At 52.6% G+C, this 22738-nt stretch carries 17 protein-coding genes; 6 read left to right on the top strand and 11 right to left on the bottom strand.

The window, feature by feature from the left end; translation table 11 throughout:
- A partial coding sequence (locus KK062_RS10385; RefSeq protein ID WP_254084221.1) for a PAS domain S-box protein occupies positions 1–871 on the top strand: 871 nt, incomplete at its 5' end.
- A gap of 446 nt (positions 872–1317) precedes the next feature.
- On the opposite strand, the gene msrA is transcribed toward KK062_RS10385, so the two are convergent.
- The 9 genes from msrA to dinB form a co-directional block, all read right to left on the bottom strand.
- Entirely contained in the window at positions 1318–1962 is a 645-nt protein-coding gene (gene msrA / locus KK062_RS10380) for a peptide-methionine (S)-S-oxide reductase MsrA (RefSeq protein ID WP_438835853.1), read from the bottom strand.
- Positions 1963–2074: 112 nt separating this feature from the next.
- Positions 2075–3250, bottom strand: a complete 1176-nt coding sequence (locus KK062_RS10375; RefSeq protein ID WP_254084220.1) for a hypothetical protein — start codon at positions 3248–3250, stop codon at positions 2075–2077.
- Positions 3251–3413: 163 nt separating this feature from the next.
- A complete protein-coding gene (locus KK062_RS10370) occupies positions 3414–4751 on the bottom strand; it encodes an MFS transporter (protein WP_254084219.1) in 1338 nt (445 codons plus the stop codon).
- A gap of 67 nt (positions 4752–4818) precedes the next feature.
- The gene (locus tag KK062_RS10365) at positions 4819–7227 is read right to left on the bottom strand and encodes a glycoside hydrolase family 31 protein (RefSeq protein ID WP_254084218.1); all 2409 of its coding nucleotides are present in this window, start codon (positions 7225–7227) and stop codon (positions 4819–4821) included.
- A 374-nt stretch (positions 7228–7601) separates the two neighbouring features.
- The gene (locus KK062_RS10360) at positions 7602–8648 is read right to left on the bottom strand and encodes a LacI family DNA-binding transcriptional regulator (protein WP_254084217.1); all 1047 of its coding nucleotides are present in this window, start codon (positions 8646–8648) and stop codon (positions 7602–7604) included.
- Positions 8649–8756: 108 nt separating this feature from the next.
- Positions 8757–11789: a DNA polymerase III subunit alpha gene (locus tag KK062_RS10355; RefSeq protein WP_254084216.1), complete on the bottom strand. Its 3033-nt coding sequence runs from the start codon at positions 11787–11789 to the stop codon at positions 8757–8759.
- 1 nt (position 11790) lies between these two features.
- Positions 11791–13926 carry a DNA helicase RecQ gene (recQ, locus tag KK062_RS10350; protein ID WP_254084215.1) on the bottom strand — a complete coding sequence of 712 codons (2136 nt, stop codon included), beginning with the start codon at positions 13924–13926 and terminating at the stop codon, positions 11791–11793.
- A gap of 49 nt (positions 13927–13975) precedes the next feature.
- Positions 13976–14515, bottom strand: coding sequence for a 2'-5' RNA ligase family protein (locus KK062_RS10345; RefSeq protein WP_254084214.1), 540 nt, complete (start codon positions 14513–14515; stop codon positions 13976–13978).
- A gap of 17 nt (positions 14516–14532) precedes the next feature.
- On the bottom strand, positions 14533–15720 hold the full coding sequence (gene dinB, locus KK062_RS10340) for a DNA polymerase IV (RefSeq protein WP_254084213.1): 1188 nt from the start codon (positions 15718–15720) through the stop codon (positions 14533–14535).
- A gap of 314 nt (positions 15721–16034) precedes the next feature.
- On the opposite strand from dinB, the gene KK062_RS10335 reads away from it, so the two are divergent.
- From KK062_RS10335 to KK062_RS10315, 5 genes are all read left to right on the top strand, one after another.
- Positions 16035–16820: an XRE family transcriptional regulator gene (locus KK062_RS10335; RefSeq protein WP_254084212.1), complete on the top strand. Its 786-nt coding sequence runs from the start codon at positions 16035–16037 to the stop codon at positions 16818–16820.
- A gap of 422 nt (positions 16821–17242) precedes the next feature.
- Positions 17243–18064, top strand: a complete 822-nt coding sequence (locus KK062_RS10330; RefSeq protein ID WP_254084211.1) for a helix-turn-helix domain-containing protein — start codon at positions 17243–17245, stop codon at positions 18062–18064.
- Between the two features lie 66 nt (positions 18065–18130).
- Complete coding sequence (locus KK062_RS10325; RefSeq protein WP_254084210.1) at positions 18131–18652, top strand: YybH family protein; 522 nt, start codon at positions 18131–18133, stop codon at positions 18650–18652.
- Between the two features lie 24 nt (positions 18653–18676).
- Positions 18677–19141 carry a nuclear transport factor 2 family protein gene (locus KK062_RS10320; protein WP_254084209.1) on the top strand — a complete coding sequence of 155 codons (465 nt, stop codon included), beginning with the start codon at positions 18677–18679 and terminating at the stop codon, positions 19139–19141.
- Complete coding sequence (locus KK062_RS10315) at positions 19138–20388, top strand: styrene monooxygenase/indole monooxygenase family protein (protein ID WP_254084208.1); 1251 nt, start codon at positions 19138–19140, stop codon at positions 20386–20388. Before KK062_RS10320 ends, KK062_RS10315 begins: the two co-directional genes overlap by 4 nt.
- Before the next feature lie 85 nt (positions 20389–20473).
- Here KK062_RS10315 and KK062_RS10310 read toward each other — a convergent pair whose 3' ends face one another.
- The gene (locus KK062_RS10310; protein WP_254084207.1) at positions 20474–21862 is read right to left on the bottom strand and encodes a phospholipase D-like domain-containing protein; all 1389 of its coding nucleotides are present in this window, start codon (positions 21860–21862) and stop codon (positions 20474–20476) included.
- Between the two features lie 262 nt (positions 21863–22124).
- Complete coding sequence (locus KK062_RS10305; RefSeq protein ID WP_254084206.1) at positions 22125–22532, bottom strand: EthD family reductase; 408 nt, start codon at positions 22530–22532, stop codon at positions 22125–22127.
- Between the last annotated feature and the right edge of the window lie 206 nt (positions 22533–22738).

Here is a 22738-nt window from a genome sequence, read left to right as displayed (position 1 = left end):
CAATCAACACATACGCGAAGCCCATCAGGATGTGCCCCCCCCCCCCCCCGCACCCCCCCCTGCCTCTACGTGTCGGGGGCGCGGAGAGGTGCATACGAGACAGAAGAAATCCCGCACCCATCCGATGCCGCGGGGCGCAGGCCGGGCCGGCCAGGCCTGGCAGGAGGGCGACACCGTATACTTGACGGAAGTACCTCAAAACTACGTACGCATCGTGTCAGGTTTGGGTGACGCAAACCCTACCGCAGTCGTGATCGTGCCGCTGAAAGTAAACGACCAGATTTTCGGTGTCGTGGAGATCGCGTCATTCGGCGAGTTCAAGGACTTCGAGATCGAGTTTGTACAGAAGATCGCCGAGAGCATCGCTTCGACCATCTCTTCGGTGAAGGTCAACGCCCGCACCCAGCGCCTGCTGGAAGAATCGCAGGAGATGACCGAACAGATGCGTGCGCAAGAAGAAGAAATGCGTCAGAACATGGAAGAGCTGCAAGCCACACAAGAAGAAATGCAGCGCAGCCAGGGCGAGACCGAAAGCACGCTCAACGCTATTCACAGCTCGTTGGCCGTATCCGAGTACAACCCCGATGGTACGATCGTGAAAACAAACAGCAACTTCTTGGAGCTCTTTGGATACACGCAAGACGAAGTATTGGGTGAGCACCATCGTGTCCTGGCCTCCAAAGAAGAAAAGAATAGCGAGGAATACCGTCAATTCTGGAGAGACCTGGCCAATGGTTATCCCAAGAAAGGACTCTTCAAACGGCAGAACCGGAAAGGTGAGCTGATCAATGTCCGTTCAGCCTTCTCGCCCATCAAGAACCGCTCCGGCGAGGTCGTAAAGATCATGGAGATTGCCTATGAAATGAAGTAAAGCATACGAGCCTGACAACCGTCAGGCTGCCACCCGGAAGCCCGGAGTTCTACCAAGAGCTTCGGGCTTCTGCATTTAACAGATAGCCACTACGTTTGAATGATATTGGCAACGATACCGGTAAAGTCAGGTATACACATCAGCATATTGCAAATCGCCATAACAAGACGAAAATCATGCCTGCATAGAAAGCGTTGGCATCGGCAGGTGTGTAGCGTGTACTGTAGAGGATTCAGTACATTCTTCGGTGAAGTGTAGGAAAGGCCCAATAGATGGTATATAGAGATGATATATAACAGAAGAATGGGAAGTATATAAAATGCAAAAGAGCCCAGCGTCTCTGGGCTCTTTTGTTTTACCTAAACCTAAACCTATGAGAAGAATTACTCTACTCACTGTATACTAACGGAGACCGTAGCATGGGGTTTCATTAGGATTAAAAAAAGTTAAGATTTTTTCAGCTTGTCTTTAAACACCTTCTTGAACTTCTCCACCTTCGGTTGAATAACGAACGAGCAGTAGGGTGCACTGCCATTCAGGTTGTAATAGTTCTGATGGTAGTCCTCTGCTTTGTAGAATACTTCGAACGGTACAATCTCGGTGACGATCGGTGCAGTGAACGCACCGGATTTATCCAGCGCTTGTTTATACTTCTCCGCCAGTTGCTTCTGCTCATCGTTGTGATAGAAGATTGCCGAACGATACTGCGTACCCTCATCAGCACCTTGACGGTTCAACGTCGTTGGATCGTGTGTCTTCCAGAACACTTCCAGTAATTCGTCGTAGCTAATCTTCGCCGGGTCGTAGTGCACATGGATTACTTCCGCGTGGCCCGTCTGCCCGGTACACACTTCTTTGTAGGTAGGGTTCTTCACGTGGCCACCCGAGTAGCCGGATTCTACCAGTTCGACACCCTCCAGGTTTTGAAAGACCGCTTCTGTACACCAGAAACAACCGTTCCCAAAGGTTGCTACCGTCAGACCCTCTTTTACAGGTTTATTTGTCATCGTTGTTGCTTGTTTTTGCTTTTGTCCGCAGGAAGTCCCGGCGACCAGCAGTGCCAGGATCGTTGCCCATAATCCGAATTTCATAAGGAGTCCGTGTTTAGTCATAAAAACCTAAATACGGGAAAAATGGTTTGCCTGGATTCCCGTTTTCAGAAAAACGCAAATCCAGGCAAAGGACTGTACGCCAGGGAAGGCGTTAGTAGTTCTGATAGAATCCCTTAATGGCCGGGATCAGTTGATTATAGATCGGCTTGGTGAACTCCAGGAACAGGTCCTGGGCCACCGGCGGTTGTTGCTCGCGTTGTTTGGTCAGGGCAATCTGCTGGCTCGTCAGGGCGCGGTCGTCGCCGTTAAAGCGTGCCCACTGGCTTACCCACACATACTCACCGTTGAACTTCCGGTGTGCCAACACACCGTTGGTCTTGCCGTCCATCACGACCATGCTCAGCAGACCCGAGGAAACAATCTCCTTGCGGTAGGTTGTGTACTTGGCCTTCACCGTGTTATACACCGGCACGGTCTTGCCCGCCACTTTGGCTTCGCCGACTTTCACGCTGTCTTTGGAGAAAGTCTCTTCCTTCTCCTTCATGTTCGAATTGCCTACTGAGAAGTCGTCGAACTGCACACGCACGATCTGGTCAATGCGTTTCAGGCGAATTGTCTTCATCTCTTGAGGAGTATAGAAGTGGATAAAGGTTTGTTCCGTATAGTTGGAGCGTACAAACTCCTCGACCTTGTCCTGGAAAAAACCTCCGCTCAGGTTGTAACGTGCCGGCACGGGAATCTGCTCCAATACCACGATCAGTGTCGCTTCCTCTTTGGCTTTGTCGAGGTACTCCACCACATCCTTGTAGCCCGGCACAAAGCTCTGGGCATCTGCAAAGCTGTAATACGCCTTCTTGGCTTCGTTCCGGTTGCCCTTCATCAGGGCGTCTATGCCCGCGTTGTAGCTTTCTTCAGCAGCCTTTTCTTTCAGGGGGCCAATCTCCGCGTAAACGTTCACCGGGTTCTTGACAGCTTTCATACAACCGGGGCACGCGCGGATGGCCTCGTACATCTGGTTGATGGAGTTGTAATACTGGATGGAGTTTTTCCACTTAAAGGCCGCATTGGAGGCGATCTCGTTCTTGGCCTGGGTCTGGAATTGCTCGACCGCCAGCGGATAGGCATTCTTCAGCGCGTCGAGCGTCTTGGAGTGATCAGGGTTGCTGCGCAGCTTGTTCACCGCCTTCATCACGGCGCCGTAATAGTCGCCGCGCTCGTACGACTTCTTGGCAGAGCCGCAAGCGGAAAGATAAACAAGCGCGATAAAGAGAAAAATGAGCCTGCCTACCGTCAGGCAGGCGTGAAAACGTAAACGTCCGGTTTGCATAAAATGGTAGGTGTAAGAGAGGTCAGTCAAATAATAAACCAAAGTTAATCAGCCGGGCACGAAAAAGTAAACAGGTGTGTCTCGTCGGCCACACGTAGATATGTAATTTTTGACCCGGAAAAACACCTTTTAGATCGCTTTAGCGGGATGAACCGCTGCATGCCTACCTTTTCGCACGGTCCTCGGAGTCGTCAATAAACCGCGCAGAGACGGCGCCCAGCAGCATGAAGACGCCCGCCGTCACCAGCGCGTAGATGGCCTGCGAGCCATACAGGTATTTCACCACCGGGCCGCCGATAATGCCATTAACGATTTGCGGTAGTGTAATGAAGAAGTTGAAGATACCCATGTAGAGGCCCATCTTATGGGCGGGCAATGCGCCACCCAGAATGGCATACGGCATCGCCAGGATGCTGGCCCATGCTATCCCAACACCGACCATGGATATTACCAGCCATGCAGGATCGTGAATGAAATAGATGGAAATAAGCCCCAGGCCGCCCGCTGTCAGCGAGACTGCATGCGTGGTACGACGGCCCAGCTTAAACGCCAGGTAGGGCAGGAGCAAAGCATACACGGCCGATACGCCATTGTAAATACCAAACAATGAGCTTACCCAGTTGCCCGCGCGTTGGTACGCCACCGACGATGTGTCGCTGGCGGCCAGCCCATACACGTGTGTCGCAATGGCCGGTGTACTAAACACCCACATCGAGAATAGCGCAAACCAGGAGAAGAATTGTACCAGGCCGAGCTGCCGCATCGTGCGCGGCATCGCGGCAAAATCGTCGGCAATCTGGCGTAGGCCGTGGCCTTGTCCCTCGGCAGCGTCGTGATGTTGATATGGTGACTCCCGCGTCGTGAATACCGTCCACAAAATGGCCGACAAAAACACCGCACCGCCAATGTAAAACGAAAGCGAAAGATAAAAAGGCACCTCACCCTTGGGCAATGCTTCATCAAACCCGAGAAACGATGAAAGAATAGACGGCAGGAACGATCCAATGACCGCGCCTATACCGATGAGGCAGGTCTGAATGGAAAAGCCCAGCGTACGTTGGTCGGAAGGCAGCAAGTCCGCTACCAACGCGCGAAAGGGCTCCATCGCCACGTTAAAAGAAGCATCCATAATCATCAGAATGCCGGCCGCCGCATAGAGGGTTGGTAATGCATGCACCAGTACATCGGCATTTGGCATAAACAACATCGCTATCGATGCCGCTAGCGCACCGGCCAGGAAGTAGGGACGGCGTCGTCCCAGCCGCGTCCACGTACGGTCGGAATAATAGCCAATGATGGGCTGCACGATCATGCCCGTCAGCGGAGCCGCCAGCCAGAACCACGACAAGTGCTCCACATCGGCGCCGAAGATGCCGAGGATACGGGAGGCATTGCCATTTTGCAGGGCAAAACCAAACTGGATACCAAAAAAGCCAAAGCTCATGTTCCAGATCTGCCAGAACGACAAACGGGGCTTGGAAAGGGCGACGGTAGGTTGCATCAGGGTAGGTTCAAACGATTGAATCCACGAATGTGTCGAAAAACGAAGAGACAATCAAGCCGCGGTATTACCACTGGATCACGATCTCGCCCGCGGTATAGGCGATCTCCGCACTGTACACAGCCTCCTGAGGTGCCGGCTCGGGATCGAAGAACGGGTCGAACTTCTCCAACGCCGCCAGGAACTGGCTCACATCGGGATGGATCACCACCGGCTCGCCCTGGACCAACGCCTCCGTCGGATGCTCATCCAATCCGTGCCACACAATCTTGAGCTTCTTCACCGGCGAAACGTATGTGCCTTCCGTAGTGCCAACCACCAGCTTGCGTGCCGCGGCGTAGTACGCCAGTGGTCGCCGGGCATATATACCCGATTGGTATTCGAACGTCGCGCCGTCGTCTTCGTAATAAACAAACGTCGAGTCCTGCTTGCCGGTATAGAGGTGCAGAATCAGCAGCTCGCTCACCGCCTGTGTATTGGGCGCGGCCGGTTTCAGCGGAAGAAGCGCCCCCGCCTTCACAAACACCGGCAGCCGGTGTACCGGACATTCGGTAATCACTTCCGCGTGACCTGCGTGTTTATGGCCGGTATAGAGGGTATACCAATCGCCGTCCGGCAAATACACTTTGATAAACTCTTTCGTGCTTTCAGCCGGCGCAATCAACAGCGATGGCCCCAGCAGGTATTGATTGTGAAACTGGCCGTCGTACACCTTCCGGTCGTGGGTATAGTCAATCGCCAGCGAGCGTTGCACCGGCATGCCCGTTTCGCTGGCTTCGTGGAAGAGCGAATATAAATAGGGCAGGAGCTGGTAACGCAACTTGATATAATTGCGCGAGATCTGTTCCACTTCCTCACCATACGCCCACGGCTCGGAGTCGCGGCTGTTGATCATCGAGTGACCGCGGAAGAACGGCGAGAACGTACCGATGGATACCCAGCGCGCAAACAGCTTTGAGTTGGCGTCGCCCACAAAGCCACCGACATCATATCCGGCAAAGGCAATCCCCGACAAACCCATGCTGTTCACGAGTCGTACACCCAAAAGCATGTGCTCGTCATACGCCACATTGTCGCCCGTCCAGACCGCCGCATAGCGCTGCACACCCGAGTAGCCCGACCGTGTAAGGTTAAACGGCCGCCGTCCAGCCAGCAGGGCCTTGGTACCTTCATACGTGCTGCGGGCCATCAGGAAGCCGTATAAGTTTCGGCCGCGGCGCATCGTTGCCTGCTGACCTTCAAAATCCATCGTCATCAGCTCGGGCAACATCTGGCCCCAGGTGGCGATCTCGTTCATGTCGTTCCAGAAGCCATCGACCCCGAGTGCCACATATTCCTTGAACTGCTCTTGCCACCAGGCGCGTGCCCGAGGGTTGGAGAAATCGGGGAAGTGACACCACCCCGGCCATACCTGCCCGGTGTACGGCGTGCCATCGGGGTATTGAATAAAGATATTCTCCCGCATGCCCGCGTCGTACGTGGCATAGCCTTCTTCAACCTTGATACCAGGGTCGCACATCACCACCACGTGAAAGCCCATGTCGCGCAGTTGCGTCAGCAGGATCGCAGGATCTGCGAAGTCGCGGTTGTTCCAGGTAAAAATCTTATACTGGTCCATGTAGTGAATGTCGAACACGATCGTATCCGCCGGAATATCCTTCTCGCGAAACGTCCGCGCCAGGTTCAACACTTCTTTATCGGGATAATAACTATAGCGGCACTGCTGATAACCAATACTCCACAGCGGCGGCATCTCCATACGGCCCGTCAGGTGCGTGTAATGACGAATGATCTCGGCGACAGAGCTACCATGAATGAAATAATAATTCATCTCACCCGCGTCGGCATAAAAGCTCGCAAAGCGATCGTTCGAAGCACCGAAGTTGAAGAACGACTTAAAGCTGTTGTCAAAGAAGATACCATAGGCCACACCGTTGTGTACGCCGATGTAAAAAGGAATAGAGCAATACAGCGGATCCTGCCCGGGCGAATAAGCAAAGCTATCCGTCGCCCAGTTCTGATACCCTTGCCCTTTGCGATCGAGTGGGCCCGTCTTTTCGCCCAGGCCGATGAAGCGCTCACCCGTCTGCATCTTCTTGTACGTCGTTACTTGCTCACCATTCCAGCTCGTGCCAAAGGCGGGATCGTCCTCATTGATCGGTTGTCCCTGCAGGGTATAAAAACTAAAGCGCACCGGCGCGGTATCGATCTTCAAGACAAAAGCATTCGTACGCAACTCCAAAAAACCTGATAGCTCCGTCAGGGTAGGAGTGCCCTGCGGCGAAGCCACAACCGCATATGAGAAATCTTCAAACGCTTCGTCGCGCGTCACGCTGATGCGTGCGATGTGATCGTTGTAACATTGCACGCGGAATTTACCATAGCTGGTTTCTCCCTGAACACCGGCAGCCTCACGCTGCCACGAAGTAATATTTCCTAAGCTCTGGTTGAGCATACGATTGATCTTAAGGGTCATGTGTTTGTGGCGATTACATACCAAGTAACATGAATTCGTGCCATTAAACCTACGGCAATGCCGCACTAAAAAACAGAAATCGATTGCGGTAACTGGTTAGTCGCAATCCCGCAACCGGCTGAAATGCCACAAAACGCCCGAAAACTAAAAGTGTCGAAATGAATCGTATGGGTTGCGCAATCTGAACCCGACTTGTCGGCAGGTCAAAGCCTGGATTGCAGCATACCTGTTGTATGGCTGAAGCATAGCTGTGGCATAATTGAAGCAACCTATAGGGCGTTGCTTCTATGCTTGATCCTCCCGGTTTCGGCGGGAGATAATAAAAAAAAGCCGCCCTTTCAGGCGGCCTCCTAAACTTCAAAAACTCAAAAGACTTATTTCTTCTTGCCCGACTTCAGCGAAGAATCACGCACGATCAAACGTGTCTTGAGAAGCTTCGTCTCCGGTGTAGGATCAATATGCTCTTTCGACTTCACCTCGATCTGACGGATCAGCAGCTTCGCTGCTTCTTGACCCATTTCAAAACCAGGCTGGTCAACCGATGTCAGCGGCGGATCCATCAGCGAGCTAAAGAACCAGTTGCTGAAACCTACCACCGCAATGTCTTGCGGTATTTTCAGACCGGCTTCTTTAATAGTCTGCATGGCACCCATCGCAGCGGGGTCGTTTGTAGCGAAGATCGCATCCGGCGGATTGGCCATCTTCAACAGTTTTTCGGCCGCAGCCTTACCCTCTTCAATGGTGCCCTGCGGGCAGCTCACGATCAGATCCTCGTGTACGGGCAGGTTGTTTTCTGTCAGCGCTTCGCGGAAGCCTTGCAGACGCTGCTTCGTAATATCGAGGTTCGGAGGTCCTTCCAGGTGAGCAATGCGCTTGCAGCCTTGCTCAATCAGGTGCAGGGTGGCTTCTTTGGCACCGCTCAGGTCGTCCACGATCACTTTGCTGGAATTAGCAGAATCGTATACGCGGTCAAAGAACACCATCGGCACACCTTTCGCCATCATAGCGTCAATGTGCTCGAAGCTGTTGGTCTCGCGTGACAGCGAGATCAGCATACCGTCCACACGGCTGTTGAACAACGCTTTGATGTCAGTCTTCTCTCGCTGCAGTGACTCGTTTGACTGGGTGATAATGATGTTGTACCCGGCGCTGTAGGCCACATCTTCAATACCGCTAATGACGGTCGAGAAGAAAAAGTGAACAATCTCCGGGATGACGACCCCGAGTGTATTGGTCTTACTTTGGCGCAGGCTTAGCGCGACTATGTTGGGTTGATAATTCAGTTTCTCGGCCAGCTCGTTGACAGCTTTTTTCGTCTCCGGGCTAATGTCCGGGTGGTCTTTCAACGCCCTGGAAACAGTCGAAGGAGATATGCCCAGCTCGCGGGCAATGTCCTTAATGGTAACCTGATTGTACTTCATACCACAAGTTTAAAAACTCTTCCGGAATTCTCCGCAACGTTTGCGCAACTTTATTTACAAAATCGCAAACGAATGCGATTCCGATTCCGGATGCGGTTTTGTGACTTTTTAGGCCATCCCCACCGGCAATTCCGGCAACTCCGCCCGTTTATCGATCATCGGTACCTTCTCAAATCCATGCACCTCAATCATTGGCACCCCAAAATCTTCCACCACCTTTCCCTCGATATAATAAAACCCCCGCCCGCGAAACGGAAACTGCTTCGCCACGATAGGAAAGTGCACCGTGTCAAACACCTCGCCATGCCGGTCATAAAACGTCCCGAAGTACATCATCTCATGCTTCTGCGTCCAGGCATTCTTCGTCGTCACAACATATCCTAAAATCGACACCCGCTTCCCAACACAACCAACAAGCTCCCGTGCCGCAGTATCTCCCACGTGCCCACCCGACACCAATTGAAACGGATCACACAATGGAAACCCCAACAGCTCGATCTCATCAAATGCGTCTTCCTGTGCGTTCCGCTGCAACGTCGGCAGCGGATACTCTTTCGGCGCCGTGTCAAACAAGGTCTGCATCCCTGCCGGTTGCTTTGTTCGCGATTGCCCGAAAAACAACATTGCCTCCCACAACAGCTGCGGTTTAGTCTTACCCGTGAACCGAAACGCGCCCATCCGGATCAATACCCGCATTTGCTCCAACCCCAGTGGCAGACGGCGTAAGAAATTATCCAGGCTGGTATACGCACCCTGGCGCCCGCGCTCGACGGCGATCTCCCGCGCAATCCTTTCCTCGAGGCTTTTGACATGCACAAACCCGATGTATAGCGCACGCCCTTCTATCGTTGTCAGGTATTCACTATGGTTCACGCAAGGGGGCGAGATTTGCCCGCCGAGCATACGCGCCTCGTGAAAATAAAACTCGGTCTTATAGAAGCCCCCAAAGTTATTAATGACCCCCACCATAAATTCCAGCGGGTAATGTGCCTTGAGGAAAAGACTTTGATAGCTCTCCACGGCATAGCTCGCCGAGTGCCCCTTCGCAAACGAATAGCCCGAGAAGCTCTCGATCTCATACCACACCCGCTTGATCACCGCCTCGTCATATCCTTGTGCACGACAGGATGTATAAAACCTGTCCGCTACACGCTGAAACTCTTCACGCGAGCGATACTTCCCCGACATACCACGCCGCAGTACATCTGCCTCCGTCAACGTAAGCTTCGCAAAGTGGTGCGCCACCTTGATCACGTCCTCCTGGTAGATCATCACCCCAAACGTATCACGCATTAGCTCGTCCATCATGGGGTGAATCGATGCATACGACTCACCACGCCGCACCGCGTGAAAACGCTCCAGGTAGGTGCGCATCATCCCCGAGCTGGCAACTCCTGGCCGAATGATCGAGCTGGCGGCCACCAACGTCAGGTAATCGTCACAACGCAGCTTGCCCAGCAGCATACGCATGGCGGGCGACTCGACATAAAAGCAACCCACCGTCCGCCCGGTACGCATCAGGTCTTTGATACCTTCGTCCTGCGTAAAGGCCTCGAACTGGTGAATGTCCACGTGCGCATCCCGATTGCGTTTGACATGCCGAACGGTTTCTTTGAGATGGCCCAGACCACGCTGGCTGAGAATGTCGAACTTAAAGATGCCGAAGTCTTCCGCGTTGTGCATTTCGAAATGCGACACGGGCAGCCCTTTCGGCGGAAACTCGAGCGTCGTGAACCGGTAGATCGGCTCTTCCGTGATCAGCACACCCCCCGCGTGAATAGACATGTTCGAGGGCAAGTCCTTCATGCGCTCGGCATACCGCAAGATCAGTGGCGCAATATCCTCTCGATCGGGTGTATATTCATTGCGGTCCGCCAGCGCTTCAATCTCGTCCTTCGGCAAGCCAAACACCTTGCCCAGCTCCCGCAACAGCGATCGCCGCTGATAGGTCACGTGCGTGCCCAGTAAGCAGACATGCTGCTCACCATAGAGGTCAAAGAGATGCTGGTAAATCTCGTCACGATTGTCCCACGAAAAGTCGATGTCGAAGTCGGGTGGCGACGCGCGCTCTTCGTTCAGGAACCGCTCAAAGTAAAGATCGAGCTTGATCGGATCGACATTGGTAATGTCCAAACAATACGCCACCACGCTGTTCGCTCCACTGCCGCGGCCCACATAATCATAGCCCCGCTGCGTAGCGTATTGGGTCAGCTCGTAGGCAATCAGGTAATACGAAGCGAAGGACTTTTTATGGATAATGTCGAGCTCTTTCTCGATCCGTGTACGCACAACAGCCTCGTCTGCGTGGCCATAACGCCGTGTAAATCCCTTCCAGGTCTCTTCGGTCAGGTACGCGAGATCGGCGGCCCGGCTGCCGCGCAAGTGTTTTTTATTCTGATCACCACCGGGCCTCAAATCGAGCGAGCATTGCGCTATGAGCGCCTCGGCATTCGCGATCAGCTCCGGAAAGCGCGCATAGCGCTGCCGTAACTCTTCTTCGGTCAGCATAATCTCGTCAGGCTGCGCCTCCTGTGTTTTAGACAGCTTGCTCAGCAATGTATTGTTGGCCATCGCTCGCAGCAAACGATGCATGTTAAAGTCGGTCTTGCTGGCAAACGTCACGGGGTGCAGCGCAACAAACCGATCTGCATACTCCTGGTACGGTGCATACAACGTCAATGGACCCAGATCCTGCGGGCGTACCCCGAGATATTCATATGGCCGCAACACCTCCGGCGCGCAACGCCCAAGGGGATATAGAATGAAGACTTGATCAAATACCGGCGCTCGCTCCGGCAACGCCTTGTGCTCCCGGTTGTATCGGGACAGGAACCGGTTGAGCTCTTCAAAGCCCGCGTTATTCCGGGCGATGGCGATGTAGAGTAGCGCATTGTCTTCTCCGCGACATTCCACGCCGACGGCAACATCCAACACATAAGGCTCTTTTCCATACAGCGTCAACCCATCGGCACCGGGCCGATGCTCGTGACACAGGCGCAGCATCTCCAGATACGAAGCGGTATTGTTAATCTCCGTCAGTACCAACGTATGAACACCACATCGCCGCGCCTCGTCAAACAGCTTCTGCACGGTCAACGTGCCGTATCGAAAGCTAAAAGCCGTGTGACAGTTGAGATACATGTTAGGAACGTCCGCTCTGCGTGGCAACGACCATGCGAATCTCGCGGTAGCTGTAGGCATCACCCAGAATATCTTTGATAGGCGTCAGCATCAGGCCGCCGCTCTGCGCGATCGCCGCCTGAATAGCAGGAAGCCTGGTAACGTCTACTAATGCTTCGACCGGTATACGTCGTTGCTGTACATAAAACGCCAGGTGGCCTTCAATTGTAACGGGACTCAATTCACGCGTAGCGGCAATGGCCTCAATGGAATAGCCCTTATTGAATAGCTCCAGCGTCTGCTGTTTCGTGTCGTTGTCGCGGTCAGTGGAGTCCTTGCGCTTCGGCTTACGGGTCTTGAGGTGTATGCGTGAGGTAAGACCCTGCCGCGCGCAAAACGAGGTAATGATCTCACCAAAGGCGTCCGCATAGCGCTCCAGCTTTTGCTGACCAAAACCCGAGATACGACTGAACTCTTCGCGGCCATGCGGCAGATAGGAGGCAAGCTCTTGCAACGTCGCGTCCGACAGAACAATATACGCCGGTACATTGTCAGCCGCAGCCAGCTGACGACGCAGGTCTTTTAACTGCTGGAACAAGGAAGTATCATACGCAGGTGTAGCCTCTTCTACCGCCGCCGATTCAAGCTCGACCGGCCGTGCCAACGATTTTCGTAGCAATACGGTGCTCGTACGGCGTAGTACATCGTCACTGCGGTCGGTGAGTTGCAGGAGGGGATATTGCCCTTCTGCCTTGGCCAGGTAGCCCTGGTCGATGAGCTCCCGAATGACATCGTGCCAATCATCCTTGCTCACATCCGCACCGATGCCATACGTCGGCAGCTTCTTATGAAACTCTTGGATACGCGCGGCCTGCGAGCCCCGCAGGAAGTCGATGACATACCCGGCGCCAAAGCGCCCTTTTAATCGGGTTACCGCAGACAGCACCTTTTGAGAAAGGATGGTCGCGTCTACCAGCTCATGTTCTGCCAGGCAGATATCACAATTTCCGCAATGCTGTGGCGCGGTCTCGTCGAAGTATTGCAACAGAAACCGACGCCGGCAACTGCGAAGATCACCATACTCTGCCATCTGTTCGAGCTTGCGGAAGGCAATCTCGGTCTGCGCCTCATTGCCGGGCACCTGGGCCAGCCGTTTAATCTTGATCACATCGCCGTAGGAGAAGAACAATAGTGCTTCACTGTCCAGCCCATCGCGACCGGCGCGACCCGTCTCCTGGTAATACCCTTCGACACTTTTGGGCAGGTCCATGTGTACCACAAAGCGCACATTCGACTTATCGATCCCCATACCGAAAGCAATCGTCGCGACGATGATCTTGACCTCATCCCGCAGGAAGAGATCCTGGTGCTTGCTCCGTAGCGTGCGGTCCAGTCCGGCGTGGTAGGGTAGTGCATCAAAGCCTTCCCGTGTCAGAAAGGCGGCAACTTCCTCGGTACTGCTTCGCGACATACAATAAATCACCCCCGAGTCGTCGCGCCGCGAACGGAGAAACTCGACCAGCCGCTCGCTGCTTTGCCGTTTGGGCTCCACTGTATACCGGATGTTGGCGCGGTTGAAGCTCGACACAAACATCGCCGGGTCGCGCAGGGAAAGCTTGTCGACAATATCTTTTCGTGTCTGGCGATCGGCCGTCGCCGTCAGCGCAATCACAGGCACCTTCGGCAACAACGTGCGCAGCTGCGCGAGATTGAGATAGTCCGGCCGGAAGTCATGACCCCAATGCGAAATACAGTGCGCCTCGTCGATGGCCAGTAAACTAACGTTGTAGCGCGGCAACTCTTTCAGGAATGTGCTTTCCGGCGCCAGGTATAATAACTTGAGCGTGCCGGCACGGACTGCGTCGACGACGGCGCTTTGCTCGGGCGGTGATTGTGTCGAGTTAAGGAAGGCCGCGTGCACGCCGTTCAGGCGCAACGCGTCCACCTGGTTTTTCATCAGGGCAATGAGGGGGGAGATAACAACGGTCAGGCCCGGAAAACACAACGCAGGCACTTGGTAACACAACGATTTGCCCCCGCCCGTCGGCATCAGCACAAGCGTGTCGCGTTGCGCCAAAACGGCGTGGACAATGGCTTCCTGCTCCAACCGAAAGGACGAGTAGCCGAAATGTTTCTGGAGAATCTGTAACGGGTTCATGAGCATAAAGGTAACGAATTAGAAAAAAATGGGTAGTGCATTGTGGCTGCTAGTCTTCACCGAGCATAATGTCGCGATAATGCATCCAATGGCCATCGCCACGGGCCAACACCGTGATCCGGTCACACAGAAAATGTTGACTGTAGCGCAAGTCTTGCAGGTGCGGCCAGCATTTGTCGAAATCCTGTAAAGACAGCATCGGCGCAATGGTGATGTGGGGCGTATAATGTGAATCTTCACGCACCAGCTTTTCGAAGATATCGCGTACGGGATATTTGTTGATGATGTCGAGATAAATAGTCCGGTGATGGTTACCGTGGTGGAATGCCGCCAGATTCTTTACAAAAATGTTGAATGGCGTCATATAAACGGCTTTCGCCTCTACGTACCGGATCATGTCCTCCAGATGCTCATCTTTATACTTAAACAAAGAAATATGAGCCGTCGAATACCGGCCTGGAAATGGATGTCCAAGGAGGTAATGCACATCGTCTTTTAACACAAAGACGTCGCTGCGAATGTGGGGCGGGGGAGAGATAATGAACGATAATTCTTTTACAATAGAGCCGGTTTTTGTCGTGAGTTTCATATCGCTTCGTCGTTTAATTATTTTCCTTTGAACATGTTCATCTCCATGCGCACCCGGCGGCTAACGTCCAGGGTTGTGGCCCGGATCAGTTTCTCCGCACCGTGTTTGTGTTTGATAAAGTCAATCGCCTCGTACAGGTTAACCGAGGCCGCCGTGTCGTTGAACAGGTCGATCTGATGGCTACCATGCAGCAGGCCACTCAGCCGTACGCCCACCAGGCGGATCAGCATACGTCGATTATACAGCTTGTCAAACAGCGCGGTCACAGTCGGCAGCAACACGTGGTCAGACGCCGTATAGGGAATCTTTATTTGCTTGGTTTCCGTGTCGAAGTTGGTATAACGAACCTTGACCGTGACACAGGAGGTAAGCTTGCCCTGGTCACGTAACTGGAAGGCTACCTTCTCCACCATGGCAATCAGAATCGACTTGAGCTTGGCGGTGTCCATTGTGTCCGCATCGAACGTCGATTCCGTGGAGATCGACTTCGCCTCGCTATGGGGCACAATTGGGGAGTCGTCAATACCGTGGGCCTTGTTCCAGAGTGAAACACCGTTCTTACCAAACGCGCCGACCAGGAAGTTCATCGGCATCTCGCGCAGGGTCGCCACCGTGCGTACGCCCATATCATATAAGAAGCTCGCGGTCTGTTTGCCGATCATCGGAATCTTCTCCACACCGAGCGGCGCCAGGAATTCCTTTTCTGTACCCGCTAGAATCTGTTTCTGTGCGTTGGGCTTAAACTCGGCGGTGGCGATCTTGGAAACGAGCTTATTGACCGAAAAACCCAAAGAAATGGGCAGGCCACTTTCCTTTATAATATGGTGACGCAGCTCGACAGCCCATTTAAAGCCGCCAAAATAGCGGTCCATGCCACTGGCATCTATATAGAACTCATCGATGGACGCCTTTTCAAACAGCGGGGCCTTTTCGGCGATAATCTCCGTCACGATATGCGAGTGCTGGCTGTAGGCCTCCATGTCGCCGGAAATGACCCGGGCGTCGGGGCAGAGTTGCAGGGCCAGGTACATGGGCATGGCGGAATGCACGCCGAACCGGCGCGCCTCATAACTGCAGGCGGCCACGACCCCGCGACGGCTGCTACCCCCGACAATAAGGGGCAGGCCTTTCAGCGACGGGTTCTTTTTACATTCTACCGCCACGAAGAAAGCGTCCAGGTCAAAGTGGATGATGTTGCGATCCATGATTCGAAGTAACTAAAAATATTAGTTTGATTTTTGTTTTTGAACTAATTTTTTTAGCTTTGTTCCATCATTGTAGGAAACAAACAGAATACGCTGATTTTGCCATCTTGTAGATATTCTTTTGTCTAACAGTGACTACGTTGTGGTGACGTGAAACATCATAAGACCTCCTTCCATCGGCGACGCCGGTGGGGGAGGTTTTTGTTAATCCGTTGTGAATGTCAATGATATCGTGTAAAATCGATCTATAAAATGAACGTCCTGTACGTCCTATACACTTTCTCACCCATCGGTATACTTACCCCTAAACCACTATGGCCACTGTAAATCAGAATCTGAAGTTCTTACGCGCTGAAAAAGGGTTGACGCAAAAACAGCTCGCGGAAAAGCTCGGCCTCAAACAAGCCACCATTGGTGCCTATGAAGAAGAACGCGCCACCCCGCCGCTGCCCGCCCTGCTCGACTTCACGCGTATCTTCCAGGTAAGCCTGGACGCCCTCGTCAGCCAGGACCTCAGCAAGATTCCCGAAAAAGAACGCAAGAACCTGCGCCCCGGCCGCGGCAAAGAAGTCCTTGCCATCACCGTGGATAGCACCAGTAAAGAGAACGTCGAGCTCGTCATGCAAAAGGCATCGGCCGGCTACCTCAACGGTTACCAGGACCCTGAGTTCGTCCGCGACCTGCCTAAGATCAACCTCCCCGTCCTGAACCGTAACCGCACCTACCGTGCCTTCGAGATCCAGGGCGACTCCATGCTCCCCATCCAACCGGGCAGCATCATCTTCGGCGAGCACGTCGAAGACGTCTCCACCATCAAAAACGGCAAGCTCTATATATTAGTGACCAATCAGGAAGGTATCGTCTTCAAACGCGTCTTTAACTTCAACGACGAAGAAGGCAAAGTCCTGCTGGTATCCGACAACCGGCAGTACGCACCGTATGCTGTGGCGTCTACCGATGTGCTGGAGCTTTGGGCAGCGAAGGGTTTTTATTCTAACCAGTTTCCGGAAGGGTCGAATGATAACGTGGCGCTTTCGGATCAGCTGGCGTTGCAGTTGGTGAGGTTGCAGAGTGAAGGGGGAAAGAAGAAGAAGGCGTAAGGAAGGGGTATTATTAACTGCTGGTGTTGGAGATGACCAGACTTGTCGTTAGTATACCAATGTTCTGTTATTGGGAGTTATGGTTCGAATCCTTTCGCCTGGACTTCGCCCGCCGTCGCCTTGGCGATGGCTTTTTTTTATTCCATAGTTTTTGGGTACAGGTTTGTGGTGCATCAAGGCTACGTCGGGCGAGGCCTGACTGAGGTTGTTTGAATATTAAGTGTTATCGAATAGTTGTGGTTTGTTTACATTTTGAAATGCTCTGATGAACACTTGTATACAGGTTGTATTGAAAATCTGAGCGCAGACCTCGATTCCTCTATGGGGTTCCGGCAGCGGGGTTATCCGCGACTTGCATTGGCGTAGCGATTATCCACAACTTTTGTTATCTTTCTTTTGCCTACGACGTATAAGCAGCAAATATGCTCAGTTATCAGAAATATGGCTCCCAACCGATACTGGAACCGTTTATTGTGTGCTATTACGACCTTGCCTATACCCACGGTGAAACGCAGATTATCCAGTCGCCGCCCAGTGGCTACTCAGCCATAATTTTTAACCTGGGCGATCCGTATGCCGTGTGCACAGCAGTCGAAAAGGACTTCCAGACCTTGCCAGATTGTATATTGGCCGGACAGCAAACAAAAAACTATCGCATACGACTTTCGGGAGCCGTGCGCCAGGTAGGCGTCGTGTTTAAACCTACAGCCATTGCCACGCTGTTCGATTTTTCAATGCGCACCGTAGTAAACAAACGTATAAACCTTGATGCACTGCTGGGCGACCAGGCGAGTGCGCTTTATACATCCCTGAAAACTGACATGGACGTCGCCGAAAGGCTCGATATATTGAACACATATTTTGCAACGTGGTTAGACGGCCATGAGAAAAGAGTTAATGTCGCCGATATGGCCGCAGAGCTTATTCTAAAAAATACGGGTAATATAACCGTTGAACGCCTTATGGAAGAGCTGTGCGTAAGCCGCCGGCACCTTGAACGTAAATTCCTAGAAAAGACAGGTCTTACACCCAAACAATATTGTCGCATTGTACGTATGGCACCCATTTCAAACCAGGTGGCTCATGCTTCGCGCGTCGATTGGCAGGACATGGTTTTTCAGGGAGGCTTTCACGATCAGAACCATTTCATAAAAGATTTCAAAGCCCTGAACGATCTGAGCCCTGCACGCTACCTACAGGAACACGCGGAGCTTACACGACTGCTGGATAAAAAGAAAGAATAATACCCGACCGCATTTTTACTATCGTCGCCGGTTTGCACTCCATAGCTTTGTAAAAAAACAAGACTCATGAAAATTTTACTGATTAAAGGGATTGTGGCGGCAGCTTTTGCTGCACTATCTTTTATGGCCCCGGACCGTCCGGTGGTACGTGTAAGTGCAGACGAGGATGCTATCAAAAAAGTGATCATTGCCGAGACCGAAGCCTTCTGGGATAAAGACTTCAGCACCCTCGCGAACCAATGGGCGCACGGCGACTACGTGCGTGTAGTCGGGTGGTGGCAGCGTGGCGGTGTAACCGTAATGAAAGGGTGGTCGGTTATCGGAGGCCGGATGGAGAAGCTTATTATAGACAACCCTGAAAAGAACCGCCAGCAAGTGCGCCGTGAAAATATGAACATACGTGTTTCCGGAAACATGGCCTGGGTAACATTCGAGCAATACGGTACCGATACAGGTGAGACAGCTATGGACATGCCCGGTTTGAGTTATGAAACCCGTATACTCGAAAAACAGGACGGACGCTGGAAAATTGTATACGCCGGGTGGCTTCTGGATGGTGGCCCCGAATCGAAACAGGCAACGAAGTAAGTATAACTATAAAACAACCTCTCTATGAATGAAACAAAAACGCAGCAAAAGGAAGCAACCTCCGTGCTGCAAATGAAGGGAACCTGCATCGAGTTCTTTTCGGCGTATCAGGAAATGGATATCGAACGGATGCTGAACCTGTGCACCTCCGAAAGCATCGTTTACTTTGAGCCGCTGGATCAGGCCGGTACAGGTCTTGTTCATGCGCTCGGCAAAAACATCTGGACTGCACTGATGGATTGTTTCCCCGACCTCGACAACACAGTAACATCGCTGGAATGGATCGAAGCGCAGCACGCCGTAAAATGCCGGGTATCTATTTTCGGCACGCAACGAAAGGACTTTGCCGGTATTCCCGCGCACGGCCTTCGTTTCGATTCCGAGCACATCTTTATCTTCAAGTTTGACGACCAGTCGCACGTAACCGAGCTGCGCGTGTTGTGGGATCACGATAAGTTCGTACAACAACTTACCCCGGCAGGCCTATGAGGAAAATAGCAATCGCCGGTGCCGGTCAGTCTGGCCTGCACCTGGGCCTGGCATTGCTGCAAGCCGGTTACGATGTCACCCTGTTTTCCGATAAGACCGCTGACCAGATATTTAACGGTGCTCCTACCGGCGGCACCTATCTGTTTCACAGTAGCCTCCAGCTGGAAGATGCGCTCGGCATAAACGCATGGAAAGACCGTGCTTTTCATTCAACAGCATTCGATATCAATTTTGGTACGCCGGATGGTGCCTTTGCCTTCGGTGTACATGCTGACCTCCGGCAGCCGGGTGTGTCGATCGACCAGCGCCTCAAGTTCTATCACTGGATAACGCTGTTCCAGCAACGCGGCGGGAAGTTTATAGTCGGCGATGTCGACGTGCCGGCTGTCGCGCGCTGGACACAGACGTTTGACCTGGTGGTAATATCTACCGGTAAAGGTCCGTTGTGCGGCTTATTCACGCGCGACAATGCCCGTTCCTCCTGGAGCATGCCGGCGCGCAAGCTTGTGCAGCTCCACATCACCAGCCCGTACGATCTGCCGTTCAGATCGATCAACCTCGGTAATATCATGGAAGGGGGGCAGATCATCACGTGCCCGTTTTATCATAAGAGCGGCCTGCAGTGCGCATGGCTTTTGATGGAAGTGGTTCCGGGTGGCATACTGGATGTGTTCGATGACGTGCAGGGTGGTCCCGGGCTGCTGGCAAAGGCCAAAGAGGTAATCAATCGGTACATGCCCTGGCAGGCCGCCGCTTTTGATGATGTCGTGCTTGTAGACGACAACGCATTCCTCAAAGGCTCATTTGTTCCTGTAGTGCGCCACCCCGTGGCCATGGTGGCGAACAATGCTCCTGTGCTCGGTCTGGGCGACACTGTTATACTCAACGATCCGATTGTAGGGCAAGGAGGAAATAATGCGGCCAAAATGGCACATCACTACGCCACCTCCATTCTCGCCCAGGGCGACCGGCCGTTCGATGAAGCATGGATGCAGCGTACATTCGACTCGTTCTGGCAATACTCACAATACGTAAACCGGTTCTGCGACGTATTCTTGTTACCACCTTCGCCCTACGTTATGCGGATCATCGATGCGGCGCGATTTAATCCGTCCATTACAGCAGATCTCGTCAATGGCTTTAATCATCCACCCGATCTTTTTCCCTGGCTTGACGAGCCGGAGGCGGGCACAGCATACCTGGAACGCAATGCAGGAGCTGTAGCGAGCTCGGGTGTTATTCTGTAAAATTGTAATAGTCCGGTCTGTCTGTCCGGACTATTCTTCTATTGATGGAGCAATGCCCTTCATTGTACTCAAACCGGCAAACGCATTACCCCACGTATTTGCCAGGATCGAGCTCGAAAGCGAGCCCTTCCCAGGCATGATCACCGACTTCGTACTTTCTACGGTTCTCCCGGGCGATCTTTCGGAATAGTTGGAGCGCGTCACGATCACTTATATCCGACGTATCCTGATCGAGGTGCTCACGCAAAAGCTCACACCGGAGGGCGCGAACGGTATGGGGCTCTGAGAAGGCGACGTTCATCTCGCTATTTCCGAAGAGTGAAAAACGGTGAAGGTTGCATGAGCCGACAGTAGCCCATTCATCGTCAATTAACATGAGCTTGGCATGGACGTAGATTGATTTGCGACGACCATCAACGCCGATGCCTGCAATACCCGCCAGCATGAAGCCCTCGAAAGTCCCAAGCTCAGCCCGAGCTTTGAGAAACGTCTGTCGCTCTGGCGGAATCGGCAAACCCACGTCCGGTTCAGCCGGCATCAGCAACACCACGTCTACGCCTCGCGTGAGCGCCCGATGAAGGCAATCCACGATTTCAGGCACATCAACATACTGGTTTTCCATATAGATTGAGCCGCGTGCAGCATTGATGGCCGCACAATACTGATCGAAATTTGATTGCTCACCCGAAGCGATGTCGTATGATATTCCTTCCGGCGTTGCTTGCCCGTCGAGATAGCATCCCTGGTGGATGGTTCGTTGTATTTGCACGACTGCGCTACCGCGCGCACTGGAAACTTGGGTTGGAAACTGCAGCGTGGCTTCGCTCCCCGTTCCCCAACGACCATTTTCCGCCAATCGCTCGCTTGCTTCGTTCCAGCGTTGTACAAAGTTGTGATGAACATCGACCACCGAGGGGCCTGCTAATTCTACGTAAACGTCGTGATTGTGTCCCTCGCCGTTATGACCAGGCGTGACCATGGAATGGGGATTGAGATTAATCCCCCCGACAAAGGCTGTTTCATTTCTGATACCGGCATCCATAAGCCAGCTTTTCTGATGCTGGCAGAAACCGGGATGAGCGCAGTCCCAGCGGATTTTCACGCCAGATCGGCGTCCGTTGAGTAAATCAATATGGGCCGGAGATCCCCAGAATGCGTTGCGCCTGAGCCCCTCGGTCTTTGCTTCCGGCCGCCAAAAAATCACCCGCACATCGATGCCACGTGCAGCCGCGCGATCAAGAACGTCGAATGTACCACCACGGCCGTCCGGCATCTCAAAGTCTCCCCACATGAAAGTTACCGTCACCCAGACGCTCTTTTGAGCTGCCTCGATTGTCTCGCAGATGCGACGGAACGCGGGTTCGCCGTCAATTAACGGCCGCACCAAATTCCCAGGACGAATCGGATAGGAAGCTGATTGCACGAAGGGAATAACGTTGTTCGTCATCGTCACAATATCCACAAATTGCATCATTCACATACTAACATTTGCCAATGGTGTACCACAGAAAAATAATTTCCATCAATACAAAATTATACCCACCACGAGCCCATGCTGACGCGCCATCAAAACCATGATATCAGACATTATAAGAACCACCCTTTGCTCTAAAGCTTTTTCGGCTTGCTGATCCGGTACTTTGAGATGGAAGGAAGTGTTAGTAGACTGCTAACGCTATGGAGAGCGACCGGGAAGATTGTATACAAACCGGACATGGACGATTACAATAGAAGAGTTACCGGATCACCTCACTGACCAAAATTACCGGAGCAATATTCGTGTAGTTCGGAAAGTCGGCCATTATCGCATCTCTCTTTGGGGCAATTGCCGTCTGATAATCATTCAGGCTTTTTACATAAAATACACCAATTGCCATAAACGGCAATGGTTGGTTGGGAATACCGCTGGCAAGGCCTTTTTCAATGGTGTATTTTACCAAATTCGACCCCAAAAATCCCGCTACCATTGGCATATGCTTAGTTTCATAATACTCCATATTGAATGTCTTGCCTTCTGCAAAGGGGTACATGATGGATACTTTGATTAATCCTTTGTCTACAACAGCCGAACTGTTTTTTTCTTGACCAAATGCACTAAAACATGCGGTCAGAAATAAAAACGCCGTAATAAGTCTAATTTTCATTGGTATTTTTTTAGTTATTGAATGTAAGTCCACAAGGTTTTCCACCTGAAACCTCATACCCTAATGTCTGGAAACGGCATGTATTTACAAAATAGTATTTTTCGATGGGATCAATCGATATTGCCTTCAGGACGTTGCCGAGCTTCCACGGGTATTTTCCCGGTAACGTCTTCCTTTCGTATCATTCAGGCAGGCGAATTCGTAAG

Origin of the sequence: Dawidia cretensis (assembly GCF_018598175.1) — a bacterium.
In the GTDB taxonomy this organism is placed as follows: Bacteria; Bacteroidota; Bacteroidia; order Cytophagales; family Cyclobacteriaceae; genus Ohtaekwangia; species Ohtaekwangia cretensis.
The sequence above is the reverse complement of the archived record's forward strand: the minus strand, read 5'-3'. Positions and strand labels throughout refer to the sequence as shown.